The organism is Rhizobium sp. J15 (assembly GCF_002531825.1).
Lineage (GTDB): Bacteria > Pseudomonadota > Alphaproteobacteria > Rhizobiales > Rhizobiaceae > Rhizobium.
Genome location: NZ_NWSX01000009.1, coordinates 49978 through 76683 on the forward strand (window position 1 = coordinate 49978; position 26706 = coordinate 76683).

16 protein-coding genes are annotated in these 26706 nt (G+C 62.8%); 13 read left to right on the forward strand and 3 right to left on the reverse strand.

The window, feature by feature from the left end; all coding sequences use genetic code 11:
* Positions 1-87: 87 nt before the first annotated feature.
* The 3 genes from CO670_RS10630 to CO670_RS10640 all read right to left on the reverse strand — a co-directional run bounded on the left by CO670_RS10630 (position 88) and on the right by CO670_RS10640 (position 2844).
* A complete protein-coding gene (locus CO670_RS10630) occupies positions 88-579 on the reverse strand; it encodes a tripartite tricarboxylate transporter TctB family protein (RefSeq protein WP_097590196.1) in 492 nt (163 codons plus the stop codon).
* The gene (locus CO670_RS10635) at positions 576-1520 is read right to left on the reverse strand and encodes a tripartite tricarboxylate transporter substrate binding protein (protein WP_097590316.1); all 945 of its coding nucleotides are present in this window, start codon (positions 1518-1520) and stop codon (positions 576-578) included. The genes CO670_RS10630 and CO670_RS10635 overlap by 4 nt, the downstream gene beginning before the upstream one ends.
* A 277-nt stretch (positions 1521-1797) precedes the next feature.
* On the reverse strand, positions 1798-2844 hold the full coding sequence (locus CO670_RS10640) for an ABC transporter substrate-binding protein (RefSeq protein ID WP_097590197.1): 1047 nt from the start codon (positions 2842-2844) through the stop codon (positions 1798-1800).
* Between the two features lie 382 nt (positions 2845-3226).
* On the opposite strand from CO670_RS10640, the gene CO670_RS10645 reads away from it, so the two are divergent.
* The 13 genes from CO670_RS10645 to glgX all read left to right on the forward strand — a co-directional run bounded on the left by CO670_RS10645 (position 3227) and on the right by glgX (position 26646).
* Positions 3227-5095 (forward strand): adenylate/guanylate cyclase domain-containing protein, encoded by a 1869-nt coding sequence (locus CO670_RS10645; RefSeq protein ID WP_097590198.1) that lies wholly within the window; start codon positions 3227-3229, stop codon positions 5093-5095.
* Positions 5096-5192: 97 nt separating this feature from the next.
* Positions 5193-5870, forward strand: a complete 678-nt coding sequence (locus tag CO670_RS10650; RefSeq protein WP_088686378.1) for a response regulator transcription factor — start codon at positions 5193-5195, stop codon at positions 5868-5870.
* Complete coding sequence (locus tag CO670_RS10655; RefSeq protein ID WP_097590199.1) at positions 5867-7249, forward strand: sensor histidine kinase; 1383 nt, start codon at positions 5867-5869, stop codon at positions 7247-7249. The genes CO670_RS10650 and CO670_RS10655 overlap by 4 nt, the downstream gene beginning before the upstream one ends.
* Positions 7250-7360: 111 nt before the next feature.
* Entirely contained in the window at positions 7361-10684 is a 3324-nt protein-coding gene (locus CO670_RS10660; RefSeq protein WP_097590200.1) for a transglutaminase family protein, read from the forward strand.
* 26 nt (positions 10685-10710) lie between these two features.
* Positions 10711-13122, forward strand: a complete 2412-nt coding sequence (locus CO670_RS10665; protein WP_097590201.1) for a circularly permuted type 2 ATP-grasp protein — start codon at positions 10711-10713, stop codon at positions 13120-13122.
* Positions 13123-13126: 4 nt separating this feature from the next.
* On the forward strand, positions 13127-14005 hold the full coding sequence (locus tag CO670_RS10670) for a transglutaminase family protein (RefSeq protein ID WP_097590202.1): 879 nt from the start codon (positions 13127-13129) through the stop codon (positions 14003-14005).
* Between the two features lie 111 nt (positions 14006-14116).
* Positions 14117-15346, forward strand: a complete 1230-nt coding sequence (locus CO670_RS10675; protein ID WP_097590203.1) for a TadE/TadG family type IV pilus assembly protein — start codon at positions 14117-14119, stop codon at positions 15344-15346.
* A 279-nt stretch (positions 15347-15625) separates the two neighbouring features.
* Complete coding sequence (locus tag CO670_RS10680; protein WP_097590204.1) at positions 15626-18088, forward strand: glycogen/starch/alpha-glucan phosphorylase; 2463 nt, start codon at positions 15626-15628, stop codon at positions 18086-18088.
* Entirely contained in the window at positions 18085-20292 is a 2208-nt protein-coding gene (gene glgB, locus CO670_RS10685) for a 1,4-alpha-glucan branching protein GlgB (protein WP_097590205.1), read from the forward strand. The genes CO670_RS10680 and glgB overlap by 4 nt, the downstream gene beginning before the upstream one ends.
* A gap of 18 nt (positions 20293-20310) precedes the next feature.
* A complete protein-coding gene (glgC, locus tag CO670_RS10690; RefSeq protein ID WP_097590206.1) occupies positions 20311-21573 on the forward strand; it encodes a glucose-1-phosphate adenylyltransferase in 1263 nt (420 codons plus the stop codon).
* A gap of 3 nt (positions 21574-21576) precedes the next feature.
* A complete protein-coding gene (gene glgA / locus CO670_RS10695; protein WP_097590207.1) occupies positions 21577-23019 on the forward strand; it encodes a glycogen synthase GlgA in 1443 nt (480 codons plus the stop codon).
* A 6-nt stretch (positions 23020-23025) separates the two neighbouring features.
* Positions 23026-24657: an alpha-D-glucose phosphate-specific phosphoglucomutase gene (locus CO670_RS10700; RefSeq protein WP_097590208.1), complete on the forward strand. Its 1632-nt coding sequence runs from the start codon at positions 23026-23028 to the stop codon at positions 24655-24657.
* A gap of 12 nt (positions 24658-24669) precedes the next feature.
* Positions 24670-26646 (forward strand): glycogen debranching protein GlgX, encoded by a 1977-nt coding sequence (glgX, locus tag CO670_RS10705; protein WP_097590209.1) that lies wholly within the window; start codon positions 24670-24672, stop codon positions 26644-26646.
* The last annotated feature ends 60 nt before the right edge of the window (positions 26647-26706 follow it).

Here is a 26706-nt window from a genome sequence, read left to right on the forward strand (position 1 = left end):
CTTGGTGTCCCAGGCGGCGTTCCCGGCCGTGCGTTCGCAATCGGGCGCCGCGAAAAATCAAAAGAGCTGACAGCGCGTCCCGCGCGGTCAGAAGAACAGGCGTTCGAGCGGGCCGGCCGGCAGCGTCAGCTGCAGCAGCTGCGAGAAGATCGCCCAGACGACGAAGCTGAAAACGATGCCGATCGGCAGCGAGATCCACAGCTTGCGTTTGCCGAAGCCGCGCGCCGTCAGCGCAAACAGCACACCCGTTGCGATCGAGAAGCCGGCAACGCGCAGAAGCAGCATCTGACAGGCAAGACCGGCGACGATCCAGATGACGGGCGCCACTTCCTGCGTCTCGCGTTCCGGAAACTCCCCGCGCCAGGCTTCGGCGACGGTCCAGACCCCAAGACAGAAGAGCCCGAACGCCACCACTTCGGGCACCGTTGCCGGACCGACGCGGGCATATTGCGCGATCGTCTTCAGATGCGATGCATCCCAGGCCATCACGCCCGCGATGACGAAGAGGAAAACGGCAATGATGAACGCCGCCCGATCAGGGCGGCGCTCGCTTGCCGAGGAGGTCTTATCCTCGCTCATTGAACAAGTCCGATCTCTTTGAGAATGCCTTCGGTGGCGGAGACGTCCTTCTCGAGCTGCGCCTTGAAGGCGTCGCCGGAAAGGTAAGTATCAGCCCAGCCCTTGGTCTTCAGCGTTTCCTGCCAGGTTGCCGAGCCGTGCAGCTTCTCGAAATCGGCAGTGATCGCCGCAACCTCGTCGTCCGACAGGCCCGGGGCCGCGGCGACCATGCGCCAGTTCTGGATGGTGACATCGGTGCCGGCTTCCTTCAGGGTCGGGGCGTCGACGCCGTCGATGCGCTTGTCGCTGGAAACGGCGAGAAGACGGAGCATGCCTGCCTTCACCTGAGATTCGAACTCGCTGTAGCTCGAAACACCTGCTGTAACCTGGTTGCCGAGAATGGCGGCGAGCGCTTCACCGCCGCCGGAGAAGGCGACATAGTTGATCTTCGTCGGGTCGACGCCGGAAGCCTTGGCGATCAGGCCGGCGGTGATGTGGTCGGTGCCGCCGGCCGAGCCGCCGGCCCAGGAAACCGAGCCCGGATCCTTCTTCAGCATGGCGACCAGATCGGCCATGGTCTTGATATCGGACGAGGCGGGAACGACCACAGCCTCGTATTCGCCGGTCAGACGGGCGATCGGCGTGACATCCTTGAGCGTCACCGGCGACTTGTTGGTGAGGATGGCGCCGACCATGACATAGCCGCCGACGATCAGCGAATTCGGATTGCCGGCAGCCTGGCTGCTGAACTGCGCCAGCCCGATGGTGCCGCCGGCGCCGGGAACGTTCTGGACCTGCACGTTGCCGGAGATCTTCTCCTGCTGCAGCGCGGCCTGGAGCGAACGGGCCGTCTGGTCCCAGCCGCCGCCGGGAGCGGCCGGAGCGATGATGGTGTAGTCGGCCGCATAGGCCGGCAGCGCGATGGCGGCTGCGAAAAGGGTTGCAATGAATGTATGCTTCACGATGTCCTCCGTGGCGGCTGAGCAACCGCCTGTTGTTCTCTGGAAATCGGAAGGGATGGCCGGCCAATGGACGCGATTGTCCTGAGTGACGAGCGAAATTCCTCCCAAGGCTTCAGCTCTCCGCCTCCACGGAGAAGAAGTAGCCAAAGCCACCACAACAACCTGTCATCTAGCTGACATCGGCAAGATATCCAGAAGCATAGGCCACTTTTTTGCCGTAATTGGGTCTGCGCCGGCCCAAAAGTTGCGCCACAACGCGGCCGAAAGCTGACACGCTTCACTGCGCCCTGAGAACCTCGTTCCAGTGCGCGATCAGCCGTGCCCGCTTCACCTGGTCGAGATAGACCATCAGCCCGGGGCTGACCGGCACCGGCCGAAGTTGGGCGCCGAGCAGTTCCTGCAGCGTGTTGGCGGTATTCTCGCCGGCGACTTCGGGGCTGACCGCCGGGATCTGCAGTTCGCGCGCCATGATCGTCTGGCCCTCCTTCGACATGAAGAAGGCGAGGTAGCGGCGGCCGAGTTCCGGCTCGGCGGCCGCCTGCGGCACCAGCCCGATGCGCGACATGACCACCGTATAGTCCTTCGGCAACACGATGCCGACATCGGGATGCCGCGAGGCCCAGTCTGCCGCATAGGAGCCGAGAATATTGTAACCGAGCACGAAGCGGCCGTCGGCGACGCGTTCGAGGATCGCCGAACTCGTCGAATAGAGCTTGACGCCCGCCGCGCCCATCGCCCCGATCACCGACCAGATGTCGCCGAACTGCTCCTGATCGCGCGCCATGAAGAGAAACCCGACGCCGGAACGCTCGATGTCGTAAGTGCTGATCCGGCCATAGACCGCGTTGCCCTTGCGCTTGAGATAATCGACGAGTTCGGCCCGCGAACTCGGCACCGGCTCATGCGCGAAGCTCGGCTTGTGATAGACGAAGACCGCCGGCTCGAAGGTCAGCGCATAGGCGGTATTGCGCCAGTTCGCCCATTTCGGCCATGCGGCGCTCATCGGCAGGTTGCTCACCTGCGCATATCCGTCGTTGGAAAGCTTCACCTGCAGGTCCATGGCCGAAGAAAAGGCAAAATCGGCCGTCTTCTTGCCGGCATCCGTCTCCTTGACGATCCGGTCGTAGATGTCGCCGGTCAGCATGTCCTCATATCTGACCGCAACGTCGGGATTGGCCCCCTGGAATCCGCGGATCATCGGCTGCGCCAGGGGCTCGTCGAGCGAAGAATAAACCGTCAGCACCGGCGCGTCGGCCTTGCCCGATTTCGCGGGATAGAAGGCCTGATCGGCGAGTGCAAAACCCGGCCAGAAGGCCAGCAGCAAGATGAATATTCTCCTCATGCCGCAACAATGCCCGAGCATGCCGGGAGGAGCAAGGGCGCAGGAACCAGGCGAAACCGCCTGTGTTATTGCAGCGGAGCGTGCGCAGATGCTTAGGGCGAATGCCAGGGCAACCGCCGAAAGAAAATCCCGCAGGAAAAAACACCCATTTGCCTCACAGCAAGTCACTTCTCACCATAAAGGATTATGGCTTAACGTCGACCTTCGCCCGTTTAGAGTATTGATGAAGATTGGCGACGATATAGGGTGCGCTTCCGCGTCAAAACGTCGAAACCGCCCGAATCTTCTATTCGGGGGACGACTCTACGCGACAAAAACTCTATAAAAAACTGGGACTAAACTGGGAAGATCCATGGGAGGGGTCATGGAACGACGACTGAGCGCTATTCTCGCCGCGGATGTCGTTGGCTACAGCCGACTGATGGGCATCGATGAATCAGGCACGCTGCAGGCGTTGAACCGCCATCGGTGCGAACTGGTCGACATTCGTATTTCGGACTACAAGGGCCGGATCGTCAAACTCACCGGCGACGGCATCCTGGCCGAGTTCCAGAGCGTCGTGAATGCGGTCGCCTGCGCCGCCGAAATCCAGCGCAGCATGTCGGCCCGCAACGAGAACGTCCCCAAGGACGAGCGCGTCGAATTCCGCATCGGCATCAATCTCGGCGACGTCGTGGTCGAAAACGGCGACATATTCGGCGATGGCGTCAACCTCGCCGCCAGACTCGAGCGCATCGCGGCGCCGGGCGGCATCGCCGTGTCAGGCTCGGTCCGCGATCAGGTCGGCTCGCGTCTCAATCTCGGCTTTGATTTCATCGGCGAGCACATGCTGAAGAACATCAAGCAGCCCGTTCAGGTCTACACCGTCAGCTTGGCGCCGCCCTCCTCCGCAAAGCTGGTCGCGCAGAACCGCAACACGTGCTTCATCGCCGTGCTGCCCTTCACCAATATGAGCGGCGATGCCGATCAGGATTATTTCTCCGACGGCATAACTGAAGACATCATCACCGACCTGTCGAAGATCTCGAGCCTGCACGTCGTGCCGCGCAACACGATCTTCACCTACAAGGGCATATCGGTGAAGCTGAAACGGCTCGCGCAGGAACTCGGCGTGCGCTACGTGCTCGAAGGCAGTGTACGCATCTTCGGCAAACGCGTGCGCATCTCCGGCCAGCTGATCGACACCGCCAATGGCGACCATCTCTGGGCCGAGCGTTACGACCGCGACCTGACCGATATCTTCGCCATCCAGGACGAGATCACCCATGCGATCGTCGGCCAGCTGAAAGTGCGCCTGCTGCCGGAAGAGAAGAAGGCAATCGCCAACGAGCCGACGGCCAATGTCGAAGCCTATACTTACTATCTCAGGGGCCGCCAGCTCTCTCACACCTGGACGAAATCGTACCTGCAGCTTGCAAGACGCATGTTCTGCAAGGCGGTCGAGCTCGATCCGGATTACGCCCGCGCCTATGCCGGCATTGCCGATTGCGACGCTGCGATCCGCGATTGGGCACCCGACGATGTGCCGCTGAGGCGCATCCTTGATATGAGCGCCCGCGCCCTTCAGCTTGACCCCGATCTTCCCGAGGCCCACGCCTCGCACGGCCTGGCCCTGCATCAGAGCGGCTACGACGATCGGGCGGCGGCGGCCTTCGAACGTGCCTTGACGCTCGACCCGAACCTCTTCGAGGCAAATTTCCACTATGCCCGGTTCTTCTTCATGCGCGGCAACTTTGCCGAATCGGTCCAATATTTCACCCGCGCCGCTGAAATTCGCCCCGACGACTACGTCTCGCCCATCCATCTGATGGCCGCCTACCGCTCGCTCGGCCGCCTCGTCGATACGGAAAACTGGGCGCGCCTGGGCCTTCTGCGTGCCGAGCGCGCGCTGAACCTCAATCCGGAAAATTCCGGCCCGGCGCATCGTGGTGCGCTGGCGCTTGCCCATCTCGGCGATGCGGCAAGAGCACGCGACTGGGCCGCACGCGCAATCGCCATCGATCCGGAGGACATCGTCGCGCAGTATAATCTTGCCTGCGTCCACTCCGTCCTCGGCGACGTCGACCAGGCGATCGACCTGCTGGAGAAACTGCTGCCGAACAGCTCCGTCTATCACATCAAATGGTTCGACAACGATTCCGACCTCGACAACATCCGCGACGATCCTCGCTTCCAGAAACTGCTCGCCGCCGCGATGGTGCAGCGGGAACGGATGGAGAGAACCGGAAGCTGAAACCGGCTTTTTCGCCGCCGTTCACCCAACCTTTAAAATGGCTGTGACAAGCCTTCGTTCCCCCTGTAACTTCCTTTGAAAAACAGGGGGAACATCCGTGCGCATCCTGCTCACCGAAGACAATATCGCGCTGGCCGACGGCCTGTCGGCGATCTTGCGCGGCACGGGCCACGCTGTCGACGTCGTGCATGACGGAGCCTCCGCCAATGCCGTCATCGCAGCGGAAAATTTCGACCTCGTCATCCTCGACCTCAACCTGCCCGAAATGGACGGGCTGGACGTGCTGCGCGCCATGCGCGCCCGGCAGAACCAGGCGGCCGTCCTCATCCTGACGGCGCGCGGCACGCCGGAAGAACGCGTGAAGGGTCTCGATCTCGGTGCCGACGACTATCTGATCAAACCCTTCGACATATCAGAATTCGAGGCCCGTGTGCGCGTGCTTCTGCGCCGCCAGGCCGGGCTGCGTTCGGCGACCGTCGGCTTCGGCAGCATTTCCTTCGATCTCAACTCCCGCACCTTTTCATCAGGCGCCACACCGCTCGATATTCCCGCCCGCGAACTCGGCCTGCTCGAAATCCTGTTCATGCGGGCCGGCAAGGTCGTCGCCAAGGAGGCGATCATCCAGTCGCTGACGGCCTTCGACGACGACATTTCCTCGAATGCCATCGAGCAATATGTCAGCCGTCTGAGGAAGCGCCTCTCGCCCTACGGGCTGACGGTCAAGACCGCGCGCGGCATCGGCTATTATCTCGACAAGCTGCCCGAGGCCTCATGAAAGTCGCCTACTCTCTCAGGCGCCGGCTGCTCTTCTGGCTGCTTGTTTCCACAGCCGTCATCGGTACGCTGGCACTCGCCGATACCTATAGCGAGGCGGTCCAGACCTCCAACATCGTCTCCGACCGCGTCCTTGCCGGTTCGGCGCTCGCGATCGCCGAGCGCGTCGTCGTCGCCGAAGACGGCACGCTGCAGGTCGATATTCCCTATGTCGCGCTGGAAATGCTGACATCGGCGGCGCAGGACCGCGTCTTCTACCGCGTCGACGGCCCGCCGGGTCAGTTCATCACCGGTTACCAATCCCTGCCGGTCTTGAAAAACACGCCGGGCAATGCCGCCGCCTTCGCCGACGACACCTTTCGCGGCGAGCCGATCCGGATCGCGACGCTCGAACGTTCCGCCTCGACCGGCATCCGCTCCGTGCCCTTCGTGGTGACCGTCGCCGAAACCACCATCGCTCGGCGGCAATTGACGCAGGCGATCCTCGTGCGCTCGGCGCTGCGCCTCGCCTTCATGATCGCAGGTGCTGCCGTCATCGTCTGGATCTCGGTCACCGTCGCGCTCCGCCCGCTCTACAAGCTCGGCGACGCCATCGGCGAACGCAGCCCCGATGATCTTCATCCGATCGAAGAGACCGTGCCGAGCGAAGTCGAGCCGCTGGTCGATACGGTGAATTCCTTCATGGTGCGCCTGCAATCGGCGCTCGATGCGCTGCGCAATTTCACCGGCAATGCCAGCCACCAATTGCGCACGCCGCTGGCCATCATCCGCACCCAGCTTGCCCTTTCGGTCCGCGCCGCATCGCTGGACGAGGCCCAGGCGGCGGCGCTGAAGGGCGATCAGGCCGTGGCGCACGCCGAGCGCATCCTGGCCCAGCTTCTCCTGATGGCGAAGATCGACGCCGCCACCGCCAAGGAGGCGCTGACCGCTTCCGCCATCGATCTGGCCGCCATCGCCCAGGAAATCACCGGCGAGCAGATCCCGGCAGCCGCCAGTGCCGGCATCGATCTCGGCTTCGAGGGCGAGAGCCCGGCAATGATCCGCGCCGAGCCGCTGCTCATCGGCGAAATGCTGCGAAACCTTGCCGGCAATGCCATCGCCTATGCCGGCAAGGGGGCGGAGGTCACCGTCCGCATCATCGCCGCCCCTGAGACGATCCGCCTCGAAGTCGAGGACAATGGCCCCGGCATTCCGCGCGAGAAGCTGGAGGCGGTGCGCCGGCGTTTCTCCCGCGGCAATGATTCCGGCGCGCCCGGCGCCGGGCTCGGCCTGCCGATCGTCGAAGAAATCGCCAATCTTTTCAACGCCGTCCTGACGCTCGAACCGGGCACCGGCGGCAGCGGCCTGAAGGCGGCGGTGACCTTCGCCAGGGCGGCGTAAAAGCCGCCGAATCCCAGCCGTTCCGGCCTTGCTTTCTTTCGCTGCATTGCACACACTGGTGCCGGGAACAGCAAGCCGCACAACGATGCGCGCCGGACAAAAAAGAGAAATATGTCGATCAAAGCCAGCATCTATCATCTGACGCACTATACCTATGACAAACCGGTCCGCCTCGGCCCACAGATCATCCGGTTGAAACCGGCCTCGCATTCGAAGACGAGGGTGCTCAGCCACTCGCTGAAAGTCACGCCCTCCAATCACTTCGTCAATCTGCAGCAGGACCCTTACGGCAACTATCTCGCCCGCTACGTCTTCCCGGACCCCGTCACCGAGTTCAAGATCGAGGTCGACCTCGTCGCCGACATGACGGTCTACAATCCCTTCGACTTCTTCATCGAGGAAGAGGCGACCAAATGGCCCTTCGATTATCCTGAAACGATCCGCGAGGATCTGTCGATCTACATGACGCCGGAGCCGGCCGGCCCGCGCCTCAAGGCGCTGCTGCCCACACTCGATTGGTCGCCAGACCAGCCGACCATCGATATGGTCGTCGGTTTGAACGCCCGACTGCAGCGACAGATCGGCTATGTCATCCGCATGGAAGCCGGCGTGCAGACGCCGGAGGAGACGCTGGAAAACGCCAAGGGCTCCTGCCGCGACACCAGCTGGCTGCTTGTCCAGATCCTGCGCCATCTCGGCCTCGCCGCCCGCTTCGTCTCGGGTTACCTCATCCAGCTGACGCCTGACCTGAAGGCGCTCGACGGCCCCTCCGGCACCGAAGTCGATTTCACCGACCTGCATGCCTGGGCCGAAGTCTATCTGCCGGGCGCGGGCTGGGTCGGCCTCGATCCGACCTCCGGCCTCTTGACCGGCGAAAGCCATATTCCGCTTGCCGCCACGCCGCATTACCGCAACGCCGCCCCGATCTCCGGCGGTTATTTCGGCGAGGCCGAGACCGAATTCGCCTTCGACATGAAGGTTTCGCGCGTCGCCGAACATCCGCGCATTACCAAGCCCTTCTCCGATGACAGCTGGAACGAGCTCAACGAGCTCGGCGAGAAGATCGACCGCATCCTCGAAGCCGAGGACGTGCGCCTCACCATGGGCGGCGAACCGACCTTCGTTTCCATCGACGATTTCCAGTCGGCCGAATGGAACACCGAGGCCGTCGGCCCGACCAAGCGCGAGAAGGCGGATATGCTCATCCGCCGGCTTCGCAGCCGCTTCGCGCCTGACGGTTTCCTGCATTACGGTCAGGGCAAATGGTATCCGGGCGAAAGCCTGCCGCGCTGGACCTTCTCGCTCTACTGGCGCAAGGACGGCCTGCCGATCTGGTCCGACGACAATCTCGTCGCCACCGAGGGCCGCAACTATGAGGCTACCGAGGATGATGCCGGCCGGCTGCTGACGGCAATTGCCGGCGAGCTCGACATTTCTCCGGAGTATGTCGCACCCGCTTTCGAAGATCCCGCCGAATGGCTGGTCAAGGAAGCGAACCTGCCGGAGAATGTCGACCCTGCGAATTCCAAGCTCAAGGATGCCGAGGAGCGCAGCCGCATCGCCCGCGTCTTCGATCGCGGCCTGACCCGCCCGACCGGCTACATCTTGCCTGTCCAGGCCTGGAACGCGCGCGCCAGCGGCCGCACGTGGACGAGCGAGAAATGGTCGACGCGGCGCGGCCGCATCTTCCTCGTGCCAGGAGACAGCCCGGTCGGCTACCGCCTGCCGCTCAATTCGCTCGCCTATATCCCGCCGTCGCAATATCCCTATATCAACCCGCTCGATCCCTTCGTCGAACGGCCCGAACTGCCGGATTTCGCGGGGGATAACGGGCGTCCGCTGCAGGCCGCCCACTTCCAGCCCTTCACCGGCCAGCGGCCGGCCGCACAGCAATCATTGAACGAGATCGGCGGCGCCGTCCGCACCGCGCTCTCCGTCGAACCGCGCGACGGCCGCCTCTGCGTCTTCATGCCGCCGACGGAAACGCTGGAAGATTATCTCGATCTCATCGCCTCGACCGAGCGCGCGGCCGCGGCCCTCGGCCTTGCCGTCCATATCGAAGGTTATCCGCCGCCGCAGGACGAACGTATCAACGTCATCCGCGTCGCGCCCGACCCCGGCGTCATCGAGGTCAACATCCATCCGTCCTCGACATGGCAGGAAACCGTCGACATCACCACCGCCATCTATGAGGAGGCTCGCCAGAGCCGCCTCGGCGCCGACAAGTTCATGATCGACGGCCGCCACACCGGCACGGGCGGCGGCAACCATGTCGTCGTCGGCGGCAGCAATCCGAACAACAGTCCCTTCCTGCGCCGCCCGGATCTCTTGAAGAGCCTGGTGCTGCACTGGCAGCGCCACCCCTCGCTCTCCTATCTCTTCTCCGGCCTGTTCATCGGCCCGACCAGCCAGGCGCCGCGCATCGACGAGGCCCGCCATGACAGCCTCTACGAGCTGGAGATCGCCATGGCGCAGATCGCCGCCCCCGGCCGCGGCCAGCCGCCGCTGCCCTGGCTCGTCGACCGCCTGTTCCGCAACCTGCTGATCGATGTGACCGGCAATACCCATCGCGCCGAAATCTGCATCGACAAACTCTTCTCCCCCGATGGCCCGACGGGCCGCCTCGGCCTCGTGGAGTTCCGCGGTTTCGAAATGCCGCCGAACGCCCGCATGTCGCTCGCCCAGCAATTGCTGGTGCGTGCGCTGATTACCCGTTTCTGGATGAACCCCGCCGACGGCAAGTTCGTGCGCTGGGGAACGTCGCTGCACGATCGCTTCATGCTGCCGCATTATGTCTGGGCTGATTTCCTCGACGTGCTGGCGGACCTGCGCGAAAACGGCTTCGATCTCAGCCCGGAATGGTTCAAGGCGCAGCTCGAATTCCGCTTTCCGTTCTGCGGCGAGGTCGAATATGAAGGCTCGAAGCTGGAGCTTCGGCAAGCGCTGGAACCCTGGCATGTCATGGGCGAGCAGGGCGCGATCGGCGGCACGGTGCGTTATGTCGATTCGTCCGTCGAGCGCCTGCAGGTTCGCCTCGAAACCAGCAACGCCTCCCGCTATACCGTGACCTGCAACGGCCGCACCCTGCCGCTGACACCGACCGGCACATCGGGCGTGTCGGTCGCCGGCGTCCGCTACAAGGCATGGCAGCCGGCTTCCGGCCTGCATCCGGTGCTTCCGATCAACACACCTTTGACTTTTGACATTTATGATACATGGTCGAAGCGTTCGATCGGCGGCTGCATCTATCATGTTGCCCATCCGGGCGGCCGGACCTATGACACCTTCCCGGTCAACGGCAACGAGGCGGAAGCAAGGCGGCTCGCCCGGTTCGAGCCGTGGGGGCATACGGCAGGCGGTTATATCCCGCGCGCCGAGACGGGTTCGCCGGAATTCCCGCTGACGCTGGATCTGAGGCGGCCCGCGGGCATTTGAGGCCGAGGGGCAGGGCTTGGGTTTTGATGGGTAAGAGACCGGCAGTGGAGCGCAGGGAGGAGGCTGAAGGCAGCATCGGCAAGGATGCGGCCTTCGATTATGCGCCGCTTCCCGGCATCGCCGACGAAATGGTCGACAACAAGGGCGTGGTCCGCCCAGTCTGGCAGCGTTTCCTCTCGCATCTCGGCGCAATGCCGGATCTCGCCGAGCGTTTCGCCCGCGCCGACCGCTACCTCAGGGATGCCGGCGTCTTCTATCGCGCCTATGGCAGCAAGGGTACCGGCGAACGCGCCTGGCCGATCTCGCATATCCCGGTGCTCATCGACGAGCGCGAATGGCAGGCGCTCTCGGCCGGCCTCGTCCAGCGCGCCGACCTCCTGGAGGCGATCATCGCCGATATCTACGGCGAGAACCGGCTGGTGGAGGAAGGTTTCCTGCCGCCGGCGCTGATTGCCGCCAATCCTGAATTCCAGCGCCCGCTCGCCGGCATCCGGCCGGCATCCGGCCACTATCTGCATTTCTGCGCCTTCGAGATCGGCCGCGGCCCCGACGGCAACTGGTGGGTGCTGGCAGACCGCACCCAGGCCCCATCCGGCGCCGGCTTCGCGCTGGAAAACCGTGTGGCGACGACCCGCGCCTTCTCCGACATCTACGCCGAGACCCCGGTCCACCGCCTTGCCTCTTTCTTCGGCGCCTTCCGCGACGCGCTGCAGGACATGAAACATTCGGGCGACGACCGCATCGCCGTGTTGACGCCAGGCCCGGCCAACGAGACCTATTACGAACACGCCTATATCGCCCGCTATCTCGGCTTCATGCTGCTCGAGGGCGAGGATCTCACCGTCGTCAAGGGCCGCGTCATGGTTCGCACCGTCGCCGGCCTGAAGCCGATCGGCGTGCTCTGGCGCCGTCTCGATTCAGCCTTTGCCGACCCGCTGGAGCTGAACCAGAATTCGCATATCGGCACGCCCGGCCTCGTGGAGGCGTTGCGCGCCGAAAGCGTCACCATCGTCAACGCGCTCGGCACCGGCATTCTCGAGACCCGGGCGCTTCTGGCCTTCATGCCGACCATCTGCCGGCATCTCTTGGGGCAGGACCTGAAACTGCCCTCGATCGCCACCTGGTGGTGCGGCCAGAAGGAAGAGCGCGAACAGGTCTCCGAGAATATCGAGAAAATGGTGATCGGCCCGGCCTATTCCCGCGCCCCCTTCTTCGACGACAACGGCGAATCCGTGCTCGGCTCGTCGCTGCGCGCGACCGCCAAGGATTCCATTGCCGACTGGCTGCACTCGGACGGCCCGAAACTTGTGGGACAGGAGGTCGTCACGCTCTCGACGACGCCGGCCTGGGTGGACGGCAAGCTGGTGCCGCGGCCGATGTCGCTGCGCGTCTTCGCCGCCCGCACGGCGAACGGCTGGCAGATCATGCCCGGCGGCTTTGCCCGCATCGGCTCCGGCGCCGACGTCGCGGCAATCGCCATGCAGTCGGGTGGCGCGGCCGCCGACGTCTGGATCGTCAGCGACAAGCCGGTCGAGCGTCACACGCTGCTGCCGGCCGAAGGCAGCTTCACCCGCAACATGCCGGGCAGCCTGCCGAGCCGGGCGGCCGACAATCTGTTCTGGCTCGGCCGCTACATCGAACGCGCCGAAGGCGCGCTGCGCATCCTGCGCGCCTGGCATGCGCGTTTTGCCGAAGCCGCCGATCCGAGCCAGCCGCTGCTTGCCGACGTCTCCGCCTATCTCGCCGCCGTCGATATCGATACCGCCGAGCCCGTGCCGGAAACGCTATTGCGCAACATCGACAGCGCCGTTTATTCGGCGAGCAATATCCGCGACCGCTTCTCGCCGGACGGCTGGCTGGCGCTCAACGATCTCGCCAAGACCGCTCGCCGCTTCCACGTCACCGTCTCCGCCGGCGATGACGCCAGCCATGCGATGACGATCCTCTTGCGCAAGCTCGCGGGCTTTGCCGGCCTCGTGCACGAGAACATGTACCGCTTTATGGGCTGGCGCTTCCTCTCGCTCGGCCGCTATATCGAGCGCGGCCTGCACATGACCCGCCTGCTCGGCCACATGTCCGGCCCGGAAGCGCCCGACGGCGCCCTCGACATGCTGCTGGAGATCGGCGACAGCGTCATGACTCATCGCCGCCGCTACAACGTCAACACGGCGCGGCTGACGGTGACCGACCTGCTGGCGCTCGACCCCCTCAACCCGCGCTCGGTCCTCTTCCAGGTCAACGAGATCCATCACGAGGTCGAGCAATTGCCGAATGCCCTGATCAACGGCCAGATGTCGCCCTTCTACCGCGAGGCGATGCGGCTGCATTCCGGCCTGGCGGTGATGACGCCGGAGGGCATGGGCGCCGACGTTTACCAGCGGCTCGAACGCGAATTGGAGCAGCTTTCCGATCTGCTCGCCCAGACCTATCTCGGGTGACGCCGTGCTCTACGATCTTTCGCTCCGCATGGGTTACAGCTACGACGTGCCGGCCTCCGGCGCCCGCCACATCATGCGGCTGATGCCGCTGTCGCTCACCAACCGGCAGCGCCTGGTCGCCGGCTCGATCACCATTTCGCCGACGCCGGACGAGCAGTCGCATTTCGTCGACTTCTTCAGCCATCCCGCCACCTCCTTCATGCTGCGCGCGCCGCACGAGGCGCTCGACATTCGCATGCAGGCCCGCGTGCAGGTGGACAGCCAGCCGATCGCCGCCGATTTCTCGCCGCTGCTTGCCGATCTGCCGGCGGAGATATCGGGCGTCTGGTCGCTGGCGCCGGATTCGCCGCATCACTTCCTCGGCGACAGCCCGCGGCTGACGCAGGCGCGTGAGATCGCCGATTATGCGCGAAGCTGCGCCACTCCCCAGCTGACTGCCATGCAGATCTCCCATGCGCTCTGCGCCCGCATCAACAAGGACTTCACCTACGATCCCGATGCCACGACAGTGGACACGACGCCGATCGAGGCATTCAAACTGAAGCGCGGCGTCTGCCAGGATTTCACCCACATCATGATCCTGGCGCTCCGCAGCCTCGGCATTCCCGCCGGCTACGTCTCCGGCTTCCTGCGCACCATCCCGCCGCCCGGCAAGGAGCGGCTGGAAGGGGCGGACGCCATGCATGCCTGGGTGCGGGTCTGGTGCGGCGAGACGATCGGCTGGATCGAACTCGATCCGACCAACAACATCCCCGCCGGCACCGACCATATCGTCGTCGCCTATGGCCGGGACTATTCCGACGTCGTGCCCGTCATCGGCGTGCTGAAAAGCTATGGCGGCCAGCGCGCCGTCCAGGCGGTCGATGTGATCCCGCTGAAATAATCCCAAAACTGGAAAAATTGACGGATTCGTTAAAATTCTATTGATGCCGTAAGGGCGGCGTAAAGAAGCAGCGTGCGTAAATCACCTCACAGGGTTTCCAGTTGGGTGAACATGATGAGCACCTCGTTTTTGCGTCCCTGCCTGCGTCGCATGTTCAGCGATCGAGGCGGTAATTTCGGTATTATGACGGCTATCCTGCTGCCCGTTCTTTTCGGTGCTGCCGGCTTAGCGATCGACTACTCGAACATGGCGCTGTCGAAGCGCGAGTTGCAGGAAGCGACGGACTCGGCGGCTCTCGCCGCAGCGACCGCGCTTGCCAATGAGAAGACCGACGAGGCCGGCGCAAAAAACCTTGCGAAAGATTTTGTCGCCGGACAGATGGCACAGGTTCTTGCGAAGAATTCAATTCAAGGCTCGATCAAGGATACAACGGACGTCAACGTCACGACCACGGCGAATGGCACAAAAAGCAAGATCTTCAAGGTCGATGTCAACACCTCCTTCGACCTCCCGCTCAGTCCTCTGATGCGCGTCTTTGGTATGGCGACGCATACGATCAGCGCGACAAGCACCGGCGAGAACGGCCAGACCGATACACAGGGGGCACTCTCGATGTATCTGGTCCTCGACCGCTCCGGTTCGATGTCTTTCATAACCGATCAGAAGAAAACGAAGCCGTCGAAATGTGACAACTACACACAAGGCAGTTGGCCGGATCCGGACAAAGATTTAAGGTCCTATTGCTATATCCGCAAGATCGAGGCATTGCAGACAGCCGCTGCCGGGCTTTTCACTGAACTTAACAAAGCTGATCCACAAAGCGAACTCGTACGTGTCGGCGCCGTCTCCTATACGGACAAACAACAGACGGCCAAAGCGATCAATTGGGGCACCGCGGACGCCGCGAGCTACGTTTCGGCTCTCCCTTATTTGCCGACCGGCGGCACAGATGCGAGTGATGCCCTCGATACAGCTTACAAGGCTCTGAAGTCCTCGACCGATGGCACCGATACCGAGACCCAGAAGCACAAATCCAAGAATCACGACAGTTTCCAACGATATATTATTCTGATGACCGACGGTGAAATGACGGGCAACAGCGGTTCGTGGAGCAGTTCGCTTGACAAGGAAGTCCGCGATCTCTGCACTCTGGTAAAAGGTGATGGCATTACCATCTTCAGCATTGCCTTCATGGCCCCGCAGAAGGGTAAGGATCTGCTGCAGGCCTGTGCAAGCAGTCCCGCCAATTATTATGCTCCCGACAATATGGCCAAACTGGTTGAAGATTTCGGCGACATCGCCGCAAAGGCTACAAGCTCGATTACCCGCCTGACGAACTAAGTCACGAAATCGGCTGTGAGAGACCACAAGAAAAGCCGCGCCGGAACAAACCGGCGCGGCTTTTCGTTATCGCTAGCCCGCGCATCAGATCGGGAAAAGCGATTGGAATCAAGCCCCTCCGATGATGTGAATATGGAGGTTTCGCAAATTTTTCGTTTGTCCAAATCCTTTGTTGCAAGTGCTTCCTAACGATGCATAAACTGTGGTCAGTGCAAGCGACAAATCGATTAAATCAGGCATAACACCCTGAAACCAAATTAAAATTGGCGAGATCTGACCATGAACACCGTTTCCAAGCCGGTTATCCCCTCTCCCGCTCCCCGCAGTTCAAGGCCGGAAATTCTCGCAGAGGAAATCATCGAACGCCTGACCTACCGCATCGGCAAGGACGCCAAGGTGGCCAAGCCGCATGACTGGCTGACCGCGACGATCCTGGTGGTGCGCGACCGCATCATCGACAAGTGGATGGCTTCCACCCGCGAAGTCTATGCGACCGGCGCCAAACGCGTCTATTATCTCTCGCTCGAATTCCTGATCGGCCGCCTGATGCGCGACGCCGTCTCCAATCTCGGCCTGATGGAAGAGGTGCGCGATGCGCTGACCTCGCTCGGCGTCGATATCAACGTCATTGCCGGCCTGGAGCCGGATGCCGCACTCGGCAACGGCGGCCTCGGGCGTCTCGCCGCCTGTTTCATGGAGAGCATGGCGACGGTCGACGTTCCGGCCTATGGCTACGGCATCCGCTATGTCCACGGCCTCTTCCGCCAGCAGTTGGCCGACGGCTGGCAGGTGGAGCTGCCGGAAAACTGGCTGGCGCACGGCAATCCCTGGGAGTTCGAGCGCCGCGAGAGCGCCTATGAAATCGGCTTCGGCGGCGCCGTCGAATTCATCACCACCCATGACGACCAGCCGCGCTACGTTTGGAAGCCGGCCGAGCGCGTCATCGCCGCCGCCTTCGACACCCCGGTCGTCGGCTGGCGCGGCAAGCGCGTCAACACGCTGCGCCTCTGGTCGGCGCAGCCGATCGACCCGATCCTGCTCGACGCCTTCAACGCCGGCGATCACATCGGCGCACTGCGCGAAAGCAACAAGGCCGAAAGCCTGACCCGCGTCCTCTATCCCGCCGATGCCACCCCCGCCGGCCAGGAACTGCGCCTGCGCCAGGAATTCTTCTTCTCGTCGGCCTCGCTGCAGGACATTCTGCGCCGCCACCTGCAGCAATATGACGATTTCACCTCGCTGCCCGATAAGGTGGCCATTCAGCTGAACGACACCCATCCGGCCGTCTCCGTCGCCGAACTCGTGCGCTTGCTCTGCGATGTGCACGGCATGGATTTCGGCCAGGCCTGGGATATCACCCGCCGCACATTCTCCTACACCAACCATACGCTTCTGCCGGAGGCGCTGGAAAGCTGGCCGGTGCCGCTCTTCGAGCGCCTGCTGCCGCGCCACATGCAGATCGTCTATGCGATCAACGCCAAGATCCTGCTCGACGCCCGCAAGAGCAAGAACTTCTCCGACAGCGAAATCCGCTCGATCTCGCTGATCGAGGAAAGCGGCGACCGCCGCGTGCGCATGGGCAACCTCGCCTTCATCGGTTCGCATTCGATCAATGGCGTCTCGGCGCTGCATACCGACCTCATGAAGGTCACTGTCTTTGCCGACCTGCACAAGCTCTATCCCGACCGCATCAACAACAAGACCAACGGCATTACCCCGCGCCGCTGGCTGCAGCAGTGCAATCCCGGCCTAACCGACCTGATCCGCGAAGCGATCGGCGAAGAATTCCTGGATGATGCCGAGAAGCTGCGCCCGCTCGAGGCCCATGCTTCCGATCCGAGCTTTCAGCAGAAATTCGCCGCGGTGAAGCGGGCCAACAAGGTGGCTCTTTCCAATCTCGTCGCCAGCCGCATGGGTGTGAAGCTCGATCCCTCGGCCATGTTCGACATCCAGATCAAGCGCATTCACGAATACAAGCGCCAGCTTCTGAACATCATCGAAGCCGTCGCTCTCTATGACCAGATCCGCTCGCATCCGGAGCTCGATTGGGTGCCGCGCGTCAAACTCTTCGCCGGCAAGGCGGCGCCGAGCTACTACAACGCCAAGCTGATCATCAAGCTCATCAACGACGTCGCCCGCACCATCAACAACGACCCGTCGGTGCGCGGCCTGTTGAAGGTCGTCTTCGTGCCGAACTACAACGTCTCGCTTGCCGAAGTCATGGTTCCGGCCGCCGACCTCTCTGAGCAGATCTCGACCGCCGGCATGGAAGCATCCGGCACCGGCAACATGAAGTTCGGCTTGAACGGCGCGCTGACGATCGGCACGCTCGACGGCGCCAATGTCGAGATGCGCGACAATGTCGGCGAGGACAACATCGTCATCTTCGGCCTGAGAGCCGACGAGGTCTCGAAGGTCCGCAGCGACGGCCACAATCCCCGCGCCATCATCGAAGGATCGCGCGAACTCTCGCAGGCGCTCTCGGCCATCGGCTCGGGCGTCTTCTCGCCGGATGACCGCAACCGCTATACGGCGCTGATCGACGGCATCTATTCGCATGACTGGTTCATGGTCGCGGCCGATTTCGACGCCTATGCCCAGGCCCAGCGCGACGTCGACCAGATCTGGACCAACCAGTCCGCCTGGTACACCAAGACGATCAACAATACGGCGCGGATGGGCTGGTTCTCCTCCGACCGCACAATCAGGCAATATGCAGACGAAATCTGGAGAGCCGGATGAAAACGCCGAAAAAAGTCCCTGAAGTACAGCTTACCTGGGAAATTTCGGCAGATGAAATCACGGCGATCCTTGCAGGCTCGCACTCCAATCCCTTTGCCGTCCTAGGTGTGCACCAGGCCGGCGACGCTTTCGTCGCCCGCTGCTTCATCCCGGGTGCGGAGGAAGTGACCGCCATGACGCTCGACGGCAGCGTCATCGGCGAATTGAAACAGCTTCATGGCGACGGCTTCTTCGCCGGGCCGGTTTCGCTGACCAAGCTCCAGCCGGTGCGCTACCGCGCCCGGCGCGGCGATGCCGAATGGGCGGTGACCGACCCCTACAGCTTCGGCCCGGTGCTCGGACCGATGGACGATTACTTCGCCCGCGAAGGCTCGCATCTGCGCCTGTTCGACAAGATGGGCGCGCACCGCATCAAGCATGACGGCGCGCAGGGCATCCACTTCGCCGTCTGGGCGCCGAATGCGCAGCGCGTCTCGGTCGTCGGCGATTTCAACAATTGGGACGGCCGCCGCCACGTCATGCGCTTCCGCGCCGACAGCGGCATCTGGGAAATCTTCGCTCCGGATATCCCGCTCGGGGTTGCCTATAAATTCGAAATCCGCGGCCATGACGGCGTGCTGCTGCCGCTGAAGGCCGATCCATTCGCCCGCCGCAGCGAACTGAGGCCGAAGACAGCCTCCCTCGCCGCCGCCGAGCTGGAGCAGGTCTGGGAGGACGAAGCCCATGTGAAGCATTGGCGGGAGACCGACAAGCGCCGCCAGCCGATCTCGATCTACGAGGTGCATGCCGGCTCCTGGCAGCGCCGGCAGGACGGCACGATGCTCTCCTGGGACGAACTCGCCTCCAGTCTCATCCCCTATTGCGTCGACATGGGTTTCACCCATATCGAATTCCTGCCGATCACCGAGCATCCCTACGACCCCTCCTGGGGTTACCAGACGACCGGCCTCTACGCGCCAACCGCCCGCTTCGGCGAGCCGGAGGGCTTCGCCCGTTTCGTCAACGGCTGCCACAAGGTCGGCATCGGCGTCATCCTCGACTGGGTGCCGGCGCATTTCCCGACCGACGAGCACGGCCTCGGCTGGTTCGACGGCACGGCGCTCTACGAGCATGAAGACCCGCGCAAGGGCTTCCACCCCGACTGGAACACCGCGATCTACAATTTCGGCCGCACCGAGGTCGTCTCCTATCTCGTCAACAACGCCCTCTACTGGGCCGAGAAGTTCCATCTCGACGGCCTGCGCGTCGATGCCGTCGCCTCGATGCTCTATCTCGATTATTCCCGCAAGCACGGCGAATGGATCCCGAACGAGTATGGCGGCAACGAGAACCTGGAAGCCGTCCGCTTTCTGCAGGATCTCAACATCCGCATCTACGGCCAGCACCCCAATGTCATGACCATCGCCGAGGAATCGACCTCGTGGCCGAAGGTCTCGCAGCCGGTGCATGAAGGCGGCCTCGGCTTCGGCTTCAAGTGGAACATGGGCTTCATGCACGACACGCTGAGCTACATGAGCCGCGATCCCGTGCATCGAAAGCACCATCACAACGAGCTCACCTTCGGCCTGCTCTATGCCTATTCGGAAAATTTCGTCCTGCCGCTGTCGCATGACGAAGTCGTTCACGGAAAGGGCTCGTTGATCGCCAAGATGCCGGGCGACGACTGGCAGAAATTCGCCAATCTGCGCGCCTACTACGCCTATATGTGGGGCTATCCCGGCAAGAAGCTGTTGTTCATGGGCCAGGAATTCGCCCAGTGGGCCGAGTGGAGCGAGAACAAGTCGCTCGACTGGAACCTGCTTCAGTACCGCATGCACGAGGGCATGCGCCGCCTGGTGCGCGACCTCAATTTCACCTATCGCAGCAAACCGGCCCTGCATGCGCGCGATTGCGAGGGCGATGGTTTCGAATGGCTGGTGGCCGATGACGGCGAGAATTCCGTCTTCGCCTGGCTGCGCAAGGCGCCTGGCGAGAAGCCGGTCGCCGTCATCACCAATTTCACTCCCGTCTACCGCGAGAACTATTCGATACGCCTGCCCTCCGAGGGTCGCTGGCGGGAAATTCTGAACACCGATGCCGATATCTACGGCGGCAGCGGCAAGGGCAATGGCGGGCGCGTGCAGGCCGTCAATGCCGGCGGCGACATCACCTGCTCGATTACGCTGCCGCCTTTGGCAACGATCATGCTTGAACCTGAAAATTAAGACTGGTGGGAGGAGAAAATGGTAGAAAAGCGTATTCAGCCACTTGCCCGCGATGCAATGGCCTATGTTCTGGCAGGCGGCAGGGGGAGCCGTCTCAAGGAACTCACCGACCGGCGCGCCAAGCCCGCCGTCTATTTCGGCGGCAAGGCCCGCATCATCGATTTCGCGCTGTCGAATGCGCTGAATTCGGGCATTCGCCGCATCGGCGTCGCGACGCAGTACAAGGCGCATTCACTGATCCGCCACATGCAGCGCGGCTGGAACTTCTTCCGCCCGGAACGAAACGAAAGCTTCGACATCCTGCCCGCCTCGCAGCGCGTTTCCGAAACGCAATGGTATGAAGGCACCGCCGACGCCGTTTATCAGAACATCGATATCATCGAGGACTACGGCGTCGAATACATGGTCATCCTCGCCGGCGACCATGTCTACAAGATGGACTATGAATACATGCTCCAGCAGCATGTCGATTCCGGCGCGGACGTGACGATCGGCTGCCTGGAAGTGCCGCGCATGGAAGCGGTGGGGTTCGGCGTCATGCATGTCAACGAGAAGGACGAGATCAAGGCCTTCGTCGAAAAGCCGGCCAATCCGCCCGGTATTCCCGACAAGCCGGATTTCGCGCTCGCTTCGATGGGCATTTACGTCTTCCGCACGAAATTCCTGCTCGACGCGCTGCGCCGCGATGCAGCCGACCCGAATTCGAGCCGCGACTTCGGCAAGGACATCATCCCCTATATCGTCCAGCACGGTAAGGCGGTCGCCCACCGCTTCGCCAAGTCCTGCGTCCGCTCCGATTTCGAGCACGAGCCCTACTGGCGCGACGTCGGAACGATCGATGCCTACTGGCAGGCCAATATCGACCTGACGGCGATCGTGCCGGAGCTCGACATCTACGACAAGTCCTGGCCGATCTGGACCTATGCGGAGATCACGCCGCCGGCAAAATTCGTCCACGACGACGAGGACCGCCGTGGCTCGGCCACCTCCTCCGTCGTGTCAGGCGACTGCATCATCTCAGGCGCCATGCTCAACAAGAGCCTGCTTTTCACCGGTGTCAGGGCCAACTCCTTTTCCAAGCTGGAAGGGGCGGTCATCCTGCCAAACGTGAAGATCGGACGGCGCGCACAGCTCAAGAACGTGGTGATCGACCATGGTGTCGTCATTCCCGAAGGCTTGGTCGTCGGCGAGGATCCGGAATTCGACGCCAAGCGCTTCCGGCGGACGGAAAGCGGCATCTGCCTGATCACGCAACCGATGATCGACAAGCTGGATATCTGACTTATGAAAGTTCTTTCGGTTTCGTCCGAAGTCTTCCCTCTGATCAAGACAGGGGGCCTGGCCGATGTGTCAGGCGCCCTGCCCATTGCCCTGAAAGCCTTCGGGGTCGAAACCAAGACCCTTCTGCCCGGCTATCCCGCCGTCATGAAGGTCATTCGCGATCCCGTCGCCAAACTGGAATTCCCCGATCTGCTCGGAGAAAAGGCGACCGTGCTGGAGGTTCAGCACGAGGGCCTCGACCTGCTCGTCCTCGATGCGCCGGCCTATTACGACAGGCCGGGCGGTCCCTATCTCGACCCGCTCGGCAAGGATTATCCAGACAACTGGCGCCGTTTCGCCGCCCTGTCGCTCGCCGCTTCCGAAATCGCCGCCGGTCTTCTGCCCGGCTGGCGGCCGGATCTCGTCCACACCCATGACTGGCAGGCGGCGCTGACCTCGGTCTATATGCGCTACTACCCGACGCCTGAGCTGCCGAGCGTGCTGACCATCCACAATATCGCCTTCCAGGGGCAGTTCGGCCCCGAGATCTTCCCCGGCCTGCGCCTGCCCGGCCATGCCTTCGCCGTCGACGGCCTCGAATATTACGGCACCATCGGCTATCTCAAAGGCGGCCTGCAAACCGCCCATGCGATCACCACGGTCAGCCCCTCCTACGCCGATGAAATCCTGACGCCTGAATTCGGCATGGGGCTTGAAGGCGTCATCGCCAGCCGCGTCGACGATCTCTCCGGCATCGTCAATGGCATTGACACCGATATCTGGAACCCGGCAACCGATCCTGTCGTCCACACCCATTATGGCCCCACGACGCTGAAGAACCGCGAGGAGAACCGCCGCTCGATCGCCGAATTCTTCCATCTCGACGATGACGAGGCTCCGATCTTCTGCGTCATCAGCCGTCTCACTTGGCAGAAGGGCATGGACCTCGTCGCCAATGTCGCCGACGAGATCGTCGCCATGGGCGGCAAGCTCGTGGTGCTCGGCTCCGGCGAAGCCGCCCTCGAAGGCGCCCTGCTCGCCTCCGCCAGCCGCCATCCCGGCCGCATCGGCGTCTCGATCGGCTATAACGAGCCGATGTCGCATCTGATGCAGGCCGGCTGCGACGCGATCATCATCCCTTCGCGCTTCGAACCCTGCGGCCTGACCCAGCTTTACGGCCTGCGTTACGGCTGCGTGCCGATCGTTGCCCGCACCGGCGGGCTCAACGACACCGTGATCGACGCCAACCACGCCGCACTTGCGGCGAAAGTGGCAACAGGAATACAATTTGCCCCCATAACCGAAACGGGCATGCTACAGGCAATCCGCCGTGCGATGCATCTTTACGCGGACCGAAAACTCTGGACCCAATTGCAAAAGCAAGGCATGAAATCGGATGTCTCCTGGGAGAAGAGCGCCGAACGCTACGCTGCCCTCTATTCAAGCCTCGTCTCGAAAGGCATGTGACCTAAAATGATCAAGTCCGTTCCCACCACGCCCTATCTGGACCAGAAACCCGGCACGTCGGGCCTGCGCAAGAAGGTCCCGGTCTTCCAGCAGCCGAATTATGCGGAGAACTTCATCCAGTCGATTTTCGATTCGCTGGAAGGCTACCAGGGCAAATGCCTCGTCATCGGCGGCGACGGACGTTACTACAATCGCGAAGTCATCCAGAAGGCGGTGAAGATGGCCGCCGCCAACGGCTTCGGCAAGGTCATGGTCGGCAAGGGCGGCATTCTGTCGACGCCGGCCGCATCCCACATCATCCGCAAGTACAAGGCTTTCGGCGGCATCATTCTCTCCGCCAGCCACAATCCCGGCGGCCCGACCGAAGACTTCGGCATCAAGTACAACATCAACAATGGCGGCCCGGCACCGGAAAAGATCACCGACGCGATCTATGCGCGCTCCAAGACGATCGACAGCTACAAGATCGCCGATTTTGCCGACGTCAACCTCGACCGCATCGGCAAGGACGAGCTTCCCGGCGGCATGATCCTGTCGGTCATCGACCCGGTCGAGGACTATGCGGCGCTGATGGAAGAGCTGTTCGATTTCGGCGCCATCCGCAATCTGATCAGCCTCGGCTTCCGCATCGCCTTCGACGGCATGAGCGCCGTCACCGGCCCTTACGCGAAGGAAATCTTCGAAAACCGCCTTGGCGCTCCCTCCGGCTCGGTTCGCAACTTCATGCCGCTGCCGGATTTCGGCGGCCATCATCCCGACCCGAACCCGGTTCACTGCAAGGAACTGTTCGACGAGATGATGGGTGACGACGCGCCCGATTTCGGCGCCGCCTCCGATGGCGACGGCGACCGCAACCTCATCGTCGGCCGCGGCATCTTCGTAACACCCTCCGACAGCCTGGCGATCCTTGCCGCCAATGCCAACCTCGCTCCCGGCTATTCCGGCGGCCTTGCCGGCATCGCCCGGTCGATGCCGACATCGGGCGCTGCCGACCGCGTCGCCGAGAAACGCGGCATCGGCATGTACGAGACGCCGACCGGCTGGAAGTTCTTCGGCAACCTGCTCGACGCCGGCATGGCGACGATCTGCGGCGAGGAAAGCGCCGGCACCGGCTCCAATCACGTCCGCGAAAAGGACGGCCTCTGGGCCGTGCTGCTGTGGCTGAACATTCTTGCCGTGCGCGGCGAGAGTGTCGCCGATATCGTCACCCAGCACTGGCAGACCTACGGCCGCAACTACTATTCGCGCCACGATTACGAAGGCCTCGACACCGATGCGGCGAACGGCCTGATAGACAATCTCCGCAGCCAGCTTCCCACCCTGCCCGGCAAGACCTTCGGCACCCTGAAGGTCGAAAAGGCCGACGATTTCGCCTATCACGATCCGATCGACAAGTCGGTCAGCGAGCATCAGGGCATCCGCGTACTCTTCGAAGGCGGCTCCCGCGTCGTCTTCCGCCTCTCCGGCACCGGCACGTCTGGCGCAACCTTGCGTGTTTACATCGAGCGCTACGAGCCGGATTCGACTCGCCACAACATCGAGACGCAGGAAGCGCTCGCCGATCTGATCGCGGCCGCCGAAAGCATCGCCAGCATTCGTGAGCGCACGGGACGCGACGAGCCAACCGTGATCACCTGATCCGGGGGGAGCATGCAGGATAGCAATTCGGCGCGGGGCGCGATCGTCTTCGAGACCGGCGTCGAATTTGCCGTGTGGTCGCATGATGCCGCACAGATCGAGCTCTGCCTCTTCGAGGATGACGGCAACCGGGAATTCGCGTGCCTGCCGATGGTGCGCGACGGCGACCATATCCATCGCCTTTTCGTCGACGGCCTCAGGCAAGGCGCCCGCTACGGCTATCGCGCCGACGGCATCTATGCGCCCGACAATGGCCTCTGGTTCGATCCTTCCAAACTGCTGATCGACCCCTACGCCAAGGAGATCGACCGGCCATTCCGCTACGATCCCCGCCTCGGCATCTATGGCGAGGACAGCCAGGATCTGATGCCGAAGGCGATCGTCACCAGCGATACGCGCGCAGCGATCGGCAAGCCGCTCTTCAAACCGGGCGGCTTTATCTACGAAGTCGCGGTACGGCCCTTCACCATTCTCCACCCCGATGTGCCGGAAGCCGAGCGCGGCACCGTCGCAGCCCTTGCCCATCCCTCGGTCATCGCTTACCTGAAGCGGATCGGCGTCGATGCCGTCGAAATGATGCCGATCACCGCCTGGATCGACGAACGCCACCTGCCGCCGCTCGGCCTCACCAACGGCTGGGGCTACAATCCCGTCGGTCTGATGGCGCTCGATCCGAGGATCGTCCCGGGCGGCATGGCGGAGCTGCGCAAGACCGTCGCCACTCTCCATGCCGAAGGCATCGCGGTCATCCTCGATCTCGTCTTCAACCACACCGGCGAAAGCGACCGCTATGGCGCGACGCTGTCGCTGCGCGGCCTCGACAACCTGCATTATTACCGCCACGCCCAGAACAGCCCCGGCGAACTCGTCAACGACACCGGCACCGGCAATACCATCGCCTGCGATCATCCCGAGGTCAGGCGCCTCGTCATCGACAGCCTGCGCCATTTCGTGCTCAACTCAGGCGTCGATGGCTTCCGCTTCGATCTCGCCCCAGTGCTCGGCCGCACCGCGACCGGCTTCCAGCGCGACGGCGGAACGCTCGCTGCGATCCTTGCCGACGACGTGCTTGCCGACCGCATCATGATCGCGGAACCCTGGGATATCGGGCCTGACGGCTATCAGCTCGGCAATTTCCCTCCACCCTTCTTCGAATGGAACGACCGGGTTCGCGACGACCTGCGCTGCTACTGGCGCGGCGACCAGTGGAAGACCGGTTCGCTCGCCACCGCGCTCGCCGGCTCCTCAGACATCTTCTCCCGCAACGACGGCAGGGAGACGCGCAGCGTCAATTTCCTCGCCGCCCATGACGGCTTCACGCTGATCGACCTCGTCTCCTATGCCGGCAAGCACAATGACGCCAATGGCGAGCACAATCGGGACGGCCACAACGAGAACCACTCCTGGAATAACGGCGTCGAGGGCGAGACCCTCTATCCCTCGATCCGCAAGCGCCGGATAAACGACGTCATGGCGCTGATATCAACACTCTTTGCCACCCGTGGCAGCATCATGCTGACGGCAGGCGACGAGGGTGGCCGCAGCCAGCGCGGCAACAACAATGCCTATTGCCAGGACAACGAGATCACCTGGCTGGACTGGAAGGCGCTGAACGAGGATCTCGTCGCCCATACCGCCTTCGTCGCCGGGCTGCGCCGCCGCTTCACCGTCTTTTCCGAAACAAGCTTCCTTTCCGGCAACGGCGATGTCGAATGGATCTCGCTCTCCGGCGAACCGATGACCGTCGCCGAATGGGAGACGCCGTCGCTCTCAACCCTCGGCATGCTGCTCGCGACCGGCGACCGCTCCTCGCGCGGCAAAGAGACCCGGCTTGCCGTGCTCTTCAATCGTTCGGAGGACCGCCAGCTCTTCACACTTCCCGGCACTGGCGAACCGGGCTGGCGTCAATTGACGCCGGAGGGAGCGAAGAAAGCCGGCGCCCGCGTGACCGTGGAGCCACGCTCGGTCGCCTTTTTCATCGAAAAATGACCGCCTCCTCCCACGCATGCAAATCCTTGTCGCAATCGTCATAAATGCACGATAAGGCTT